Source organism: Dietzia sp. HMSC21D01 (assembly GCF_001815995.1).
GTDB lineage: Bacteria > Actinomycetota > Actinomycetes > Mycobacteriales > Mycobacteriaceae > Dietzia > Dietzia cinnamea.
Genome location: NZ_KV823822.1, coordinates 3,137 through 8,506, shown reverse-complemented (window position 1 = coordinate 8,506; position 5,370 = coordinate 3,137). Strand labels below are relative to the sequence as shown.

The 5,370-nt window shown below is 71.2% G+C and carries 5 protein-coding genes and 2 pseudogenes; all 7 read left to right on the top strand.

The window, feature by feature from the left end:
- A partial coding sequence (locus tag HMPREF3086_RS04885) for an SDR family NAD(P)-dependent oxidoreductase (protein ID WP_070720468.1) occupies positions 1-740 on the top strand: 740 nt, incomplete at its 5' end.
- A complete protein-coding gene (locus HMPREF3086_RS04880) occupies positions 737-1,420 on the top strand; it encodes a TrmH family RNA methyltransferase (RefSeq protein ID WP_061228949.1) in 684 nt (227 codons plus the stop codon). The genes HMPREF3086_RS04885 and HMPREF3086_RS04880, both read left to right, overlap by 4 nt.
- 31 nt (positions 1,421-1,451) lie before the next feature.
- Entirely contained in the window at positions 1,452-1,931 is a 480-nt protein-coding gene (locus tag HMPREF3086_RS04875; RefSeq protein ID WP_061228948.1) for a DUF2975 domain-containing protein, read from the top strand.
- Positions 1,931-2,143, top strand: coding sequence for a helix-turn-helix domain-containing protein (locus tag HMPREF3086_RS04870; protein WP_061228947.1), 213 nt, complete (start codon positions 1,931-1,933; stop codon positions 2,141-2,143). Before HMPREF3086_RS04875 ends, HMPREF3086_RS04870 begins: the two co-directional genes overlap by 1 nt.
- A gap of 167 nt (positions 2,144-2,310) precedes the next feature.
- Positions 2,311-3,306: pseudogene (locus HMPREF3086_RS04865) on the top strand (MsnO8 family LLM class oxidoreductase).
- 179 nt (positions 3,307-3,485) lie between these two features.
- A complete protein-coding gene (gene fbaA, locus HMPREF3086_RS04860; protein ID WP_061228946.1) occupies positions 3,486-4,523 on the top strand; it encodes a class II fructose-bisphosphate aldolase in 1,038 nt (345 codons plus the stop codon).
- A gap of 211 nt (positions 4,524-4,734) precedes the next feature.
- Positions 4,735-5,370 (top strand): annotated as a pseudogene (locus tag HMPREF3086_RS19525) (hypothetical protein); the annotation flags it as partial.

The window sequence follows — 5,370 nt, the reverse complement described above, 5'->3', positions numbered from 1 at the left end:
GCCGGTTCGCCGGCGCCGGGTACCTCGTCGGCGCGTACGACCTGCAGCCGTGCGCGTGGGCCGAGGGCGACGACAGGTTCGTCACCGGCGCGCTCGACGTCACCGACCCCGCCGCGTGGGAGGCCGCGCTCGCCGAGCTCACCGCCCGCAGCGGCGGCGCGCTGGACGTGCTGGTGAACAACGCCGGGCTGCTGTACGGGACCCCGTTCATGGACGCGAGCTACGAGAAGGACTCGGCGCTGGTCGACGTCAACGTCAAGGGCGTGCTCTACGGCTGTCGCGCGGCGTTCCCGTACCTCCGGGCCGCGTCCGCGCCGACAGTGGTCAACCTGTGCTCGGCGTCGGCGATCTACGGCCAGGCCGAGATGGCCACCTACTCGGCCACCAAGTTCGCCGTCCGCGGCATCACGGAGGCCCTTGACCTGGAGTGGGCCGACCACGGGATCCGCGTGTGCTCGGTGTGGCCGCTCTACGTGGGCACCGAGATGCTCTCGGGCGTCAACACCGCGGGCATGCGCAACATGGGCGTGCGCCTGACCGAGGGCGACGTCGCCGGCGAGATCCTCGACCTCGCGGAGCAGACCCGCCGCACGCCGCGCGGACTGCTCGGTCGGATCCGCGGAACGTTCGGCCGCGAGGTCCACCGCCCGGTCGGCGCCCAGGCCACCGCGATGTACCTCGCGTCGCAGGTCGCGCCGGGACGACTCACCCGGCTGACCAACAAGCGCCTCACCTCGTGACGGAGGCCGCGGCCGGGTCGGCGGAGCCCGGCGAGCCCGCGCCCGGGCCGACCGAGTGGGGCGACGGCGCGGTCGGCGTGGGTCCGTGGGAGGTCGAGCACCCCGGCGAGCCCCGCCCGTCAGGCGAGACCTGGGACCCCGAACTGCTCGACGCCGGCGACCGCCGCAACGTCGTGGACCGATACCGCTACTGGCGGCGCGAGGCGATCGTCGCCGACCTCGACACGCGCCGGCACCCGTTCCATGTGGCGATCGAGAACTTCGGCCACGACGCCAACATCGGCACCGTCGTCCGCACCGCCAACGCCTTTCTGGCCGCCGAGGTGCACATCGTAGGCCGACGCCGCTGGAACCGCCGCGGTGCCATGGTCACCGACCGCTACCAGCACCTGCGGCACCACGATGACGTCACCGCGCTCATGGAGTGGGCCGCGACCGAGGGGTTGCCGGTCGTCGCCGTCGACAATCTCCCCGGCGCCGAGCCGCTCGAGGCGGTGAGCCTGCCGCGCGAGTGCGTCCTGCTGTTCGGGCAGGAGGGGCCCGGCGTCAGCGACGACGCCCGCCTGCGGGCCGCGCGAACAGTGTCGATCGCGCAGTTCGGCTCAACCCGGTCGATCAACGCGGGCGTGGCCGCCGGCATCGCCATGCACGCCTGGATCCGGGAGCACGCCGCCTATTGATTGTCGATAGGTTTCGGCCCATGGTCATTGCATGAACATCGAAAGGCGGGCGGTCCTGCCGCTCCGAACCCTCCTCGGGGTGCTGTTCGCCGTGCTCCTCCTGCTGGAGGTGATGTCGCTGCCGGGTCAGTTCGCCCACATGGCAGAGACGAACTCCGAGTCCGCGCACCTGCGGTGGCCGCTCACGGCCGTGTCGATCTACTGGGTGGTGTGTATCCAGGTCGTGGTGGTGGCCACCTGGAAACTGCTCTCCCTCGTCGAATCCGACCGCATCTTCACCGACGCCTCCATGACGTGGGTCGACGTGATCCTCGGGGCGATCGCCGCCGCCTGGGCCATGCTCGTGGTGGTGCTCGCGCTGGTCGGATTCACGGCGGATGATCCCGGCCTGCCGCTGCTGCTCTTCGTCGTCGTCGTCATCATCACCGTCGCGGCGCTGCTCATGGTCGTCCTGCGCGCCCTCCTCCGGCAGGCCACCGGACTGCGCTCCGAGATGGACACGGTGGTCTGATGTCGATCGTCGTGCGGATCGACGTGGAGCTCGCCAAGCGCAAGATGAGCGTCGGCGAGTTCGCGGAGAAGGTCGGCCTGACGCCCGCCAACGTGTCGGTGCTGAAGAACGGGCGCGCCAAGGCGGTGCGGTTCAGCACGCTCGAGGCGATCTGCCGTGCGCTCGAGTGTCAGCCCGGTGACCTGCTGGAATGGGTGGAGGACGTGGAATGAGGCGCGCGGTGCGGTTTGTTCTGGCGTTGGCCGTCGTCCTGGCGTTGCTCGCGCTCGGCGCGCTGCGCTGGCGAGGGGTGGATTAGGGCGCGGGTCCCGGGACTGGGTCCCGCCTCGTTTCCGCGCCGGGCCCGCCTCGTTTCCCGCGCCGGCGCTACGGTGGGGGCGTGGCACCCACCGATCTGCCGGACACCCTCCGGTTGTCCCTGCTGGATCGGTCCCGGACCCGTCACGGCGAGTCCCACGCCTCGGCGGTCGAGTCGACACTCCGGCGCGCCGAACACGCCGACCGCCTGGGTCTGCACCGGTACTGGACGGCCGAGCACCACGCGGTGCCCGGCATCGCGAGCGGCAGCCCGCCGCTGCTCATCGCGGCCGCCGCCGCCCGCACCGAGCGCATCCGCCTGGGTTCCGGCGGGGTGATGCTGCCCAATCACCGCCCGCTGGTCGTGGCCGAGCAGTTCGCCGTGCTCGAGGCCATGCACCCGGGCCGCATCGACCTCGGCGTCGGCCGGTCGCTCGGCTTCACCGCCCCGGTCCGCGAGGCGCTCGGTGTGAGCGAGTACGACACCGACGCGTTCGACCGCGACATCGCCGCCGTGCGGGACTTCCTCCACGGCCGCGGCCCGGTCACCGCGCTGCCGGTGGTGGAGGACCCGCCACCGATGTTCGTCCTGGCCACCGGCCGCGGCCTGGGGGTCGCCGCGCGCGCCGGTCTGCCGGTCGTCGTCGGCGGTCCGCGCTTGCTGGCCGACCCGACGCCGCTGGAGCGCTACCGGGAGGCGTTCCGGCCGGACGGGGCCGACTCCGAGCCCTATGTGGTGATGAGCCTCGAGGTGATGATCGCCGACTCGACCGACGCGGCCCGTGAGTTGCTGTTGCCGGAGGCGTGGGCGATGGCCGAGTCGCGCGAGACCGGCGCGTTCGGACCGCTTCGGCCGGTCGAGGAGATCCTGGACCGGAAGTTCCGGCCCCAGCAACTACGGCGGATGGAGGAGTGGATGGGCACCGCCGTGCACGGAGACGCGGAGAAGGTGGCCGGGGAGATCGCCGCACTCGTGGAGCGCACGGGCGCCGACTAGATCATGGCGTCGACGTCCACGTACGACCGGGACGCGCTCGCGCGGGCCGACGAGGCGTTCGCCGCGCTGCTCCCCGGATGACATACGGGCGGCCCAGGGGCGGTGCCGCCCCCGCCCTGTCGAGGGCGGTGTCGCGCGGCTCCCGGGTGCGCGGGGTGGGGCTGGCCTAGGCTGGGAGGTGTGCGCCCGCCGTCACGGGCGGCGCCGGCGCCCCGGCCGAGGCCATCCGCACCAAGAACTGAACCACCGGAGGAGACCCCATGCCCATCGCAACTCCCGAACAGTACAAGGACATGCTCGACCGAGCCCGCCGGGAGGGTTTCGCCTACCCCGCGATCAACTGCACCTCCTCGGAGACCATCAACGCCGCCATCAAGGGCTTCGCGGACGCGGGTTCCGACGGCATCATCCAGTTCTCCACCGGTGGCTCCGAGTTCGGCTCCGGTCTGAACGTCAAGGACATGGTCACCGGCGCGGTGGCCCTCGCCGAGTTCGCCCACGTGGTGGCGGCCAAGTACGACATCCTCGTGGCTCTGCACACCGATCACTGCCCCGAGGACAAGCTCGACACGTTCGTCCGTCCGCTCATCGAGATCTCGCAGGAGCGCGTCGACCGCGGGGAGAATCCGCTGTTCCAGTCGCACATGTGGGACGGCTCGGCCACCCCGCTCGACCGCAACCTCGAGATCGCCAAGGAGCTGCTCGAGAAGACGGCCAAGGCCAAGCAGATCCTCGAGATCGAGATCGGCGTCGTCGGCGGCGAGGAGGACGGCGTCGAGAACGAGATCAACGAGAAGCTCTACACCACGCGTGAGGACTTCGAGGCGACCATCGACGCGCTCGGCGCCGGCAACACCGGCCAGCGCTACCTGCTGGCCGCGACCTTCGGCAACGTCCACGGCGTCTACAAGCCGGGCAACGTCAAGCTCAAGCCCGAGGTCCTCAAGATGGGCCAGGAGGTCGCGGTCGAGAAGCTGGGCCTGAACGAGGGTGACCTGCCGTTCGACTTCGTCTTCCACGGTGGTTCCGGCTCGGCCAAGAGCGAGATCGAGGAGGCGCTGAGCTACGGCGTCATCAAGATGAACGTCGACACCGACACGCAGTACGCCTTCACCCGGCCCGTCGCCGCGCACATGTTCACCAACTACGACGGCGTGCTCAAGGTCGACGGCGACGTCGGCAACAAGAAGACCTACGACCCCCGCTCGTACCTCAAGAAGGCGGAGCAGGCCATGTCCGAGCGCGTCGTCGAGGCGTGCAACGACCTGAAGTCGGCGGGCAAGTCCAAGGGCGCCTGACGCCCTGACTCGCCCGGCTCGCCCTGTCGGTTCGGTTCGGTAGGCCCGGTAAGCCCGGACAGCGGCGCTCCTCCCGTGTGGGAGGGGCGCCGCTGTCGTCGGCGGGCATGACGGGTGGCGGCTGTATCGAACCCTTGTGTGATGAATGGCACGCCGGTAGAATCGATCACAGGTTCGAGTGAGGATGCGGCGCGGGCGGGGGGTGACCGGGATGGATACGACGACGACGAGGGCGTTCGGTCTCGGCGCGCTGCGCGCGGTGGGGGAGCCGTTGGAGTCGTTGGACGCCTCGGCGCTGAGCGAGGTGGCGCGGTCGGTGACGCTGGCGCAGAACCTGGCCGGGGCCACCCGGCTACATGCCGCGCATCTGCTGGTCGAGAGCTTCACAGCGCTGGACGAGGCCACCCACGGCGGCCCCGGTGCCGATACCCGTCCCGCGCACGCCCGCCTGGAACCGGCCGACCGGGCCCGCCACCACCTGGCGGCGGCGATGGCCCTGACCGGCTGGCACGCCCGCCACCTGGTCACCGCCGGCGTGCAGATCCACACCCGCCTGCCGCGCCTGCGCGACGCCGTCGAGCGGGGACTGCTGCCCGAACAGTTGGCCATCGACGCCGCCTGCCGCCTGGCCGGCATTCCCGACGACATCATCGGCGGTGTCGAATCCGATGTCGTGGCCCGCCTGACCCGCGACCTGGCCGGCGGTCACCGACCGAGCCGCACCGCCCTGGACACCACCGTCGACGCCTCCCGCGAACGCCACGACCCCCAAGGCGCCGGCGATGCCGTCGACGCGGCCGCCGACAAGCGCACCGTGCGGTTCCGCCCCGAACGCGACGGCATGACC

Coding starts and splice junctions, on each gene's coding strand:
- fbaA (WP_061228946.1), top strand. CDS start 3,486: ATGCCCATCGCAACTCCCGAACAGTACAAGGACATGCTCGACCGAGCC.
- HMPREF3086_RS04875 (WP_061228948.1), top strand. CDS start 1,452: ATGAACATCGAAAGGCGGGCGGTCCTGCCGCTCCGAACCCTCCTCGGG.
- HMPREF3086_RS04870 (WP_061228947.1), top strand. CDS start 1,931: ATGTCGATCGTCGTGCGGATCGACGTGGAGCTCGCCAAGCGCAAGATG.